We start from the raw sequence: 1,050 nt of genomic DNA on the forward strand, positions 1-1,050 counted from the left end.
AACAGCAGCAACAGCAGATGGCAACGACGCTGGGCGCGGCTGAAGAGGGGAGCAGTAGAATGCGCTGAACTCATCAATCGTGTTATCCGCAGGTCATTTTTCAGCTAAGAATAGCCAACTCCACGCGCTGACCCTGGCCTTTGTCATGACTTTTGTTCAGAGCTTCAGGGCGGGTCACAGTTTTTTCTGGCCCGGTATCCTTCTGACTTTAAAATTTGTTACTTTATAACATATGAAAATTGCGCTCGTTAGCTTTACGCTGTTGTTCAGCGGCGCCGTGTGGGCGCATCCACACAGCTTTATTGATATGCAGACCGAACTGCTCGGTAAGGACGATCATCTCAGCGCGATGAAGATGGTATGGACCATGGATGAAATCACCTCCGCCGATCTGCTGTACGATGCCGGCAACGCTAAACCCGGCGAGGTGGTGTGGAAAAAGCTGGCGGCACAGGTAATGGCCAATGTGCTCGGCCAGCACTATTTTACCGAAGTGTGGCAGAATAAAAATCGGGTGAAATTTCTCAACCTGCCGCAGGAGTATCAGCTGTCGCGCAAGGGCAACAAAGCAGTGCTGGAGTTCATTGTGCCGTTCGGCGAACCGCAGCCGTTAAGCGCCAGGCAGTACCGCATCCAGACCTTCGATCCCAGTTACTTTGTTGATATGTATTATGACAATCCGCAAGCCATCACCATGGATGAGACCGTGAAAGCCCATTGCCAGTTTGACTTACACACGCCCAAACCGGATGACTCGCTAAAACAGTACGCGCTGTCGCTGGATAAAGCTGACGCACCGCCCGAGGATATGGATCTCGGCCAGCAGTTTGCCCAGACGGTAACCCTGACATGTCGTTGATTTCACTGGCTGGCGCTTCCCGTCGCTGGTGGCCGCTGTGGCTGCTGGCTGCGCTGCTGATTTCTGCGGGCGGGATGCTGTGGCTGCACTGGCCGCAGATTCTGCTGCAAAGCGTACTGTGGCAGAAGGTTCTGCACCGTGAGATGACGCAGCTCCTGCAACAGGTGGCGCAGCAGCCGCAGCAGGCCGGT

Annotated in this window: 1 protein-coding gene and 1 pseudogene; both read left to right on the top strand. The window is 54.4% G+C overall.

Features of this window, described 5'->3' with window-relative positions; all coding sequences use genetic code 11:
• Window positions 1-232: 232 nt before the first annotated feature.
• Entirely contained in the window at window positions 233-859 is a 627-nt protein-coding gene (locus ERD80_RS09660; RefSeq protein WP_136546705.1) for a DUF1007 family protein, read from the top strand.
• Window positions 850-1,050 (top strand): annotated as a pseudogene (locus tag ERD80_RS09665) (nickel transporter); the annotation flags it as partial. The gene ERD80_RS09660 and the pseudogene ERD80_RS09665, both read left to right, overlap by 10 nt.

This window comes from Pantoea sp. R102 (genome assembly GCF_004916815.1).
GTDB classification, from domain to species: domain Bacteria; phylum Pseudomonadota; class Gammaproteobacteria; order Enterobacterales; family Enterobacteriaceae; genus Pantoea; species Pantoea dispersa.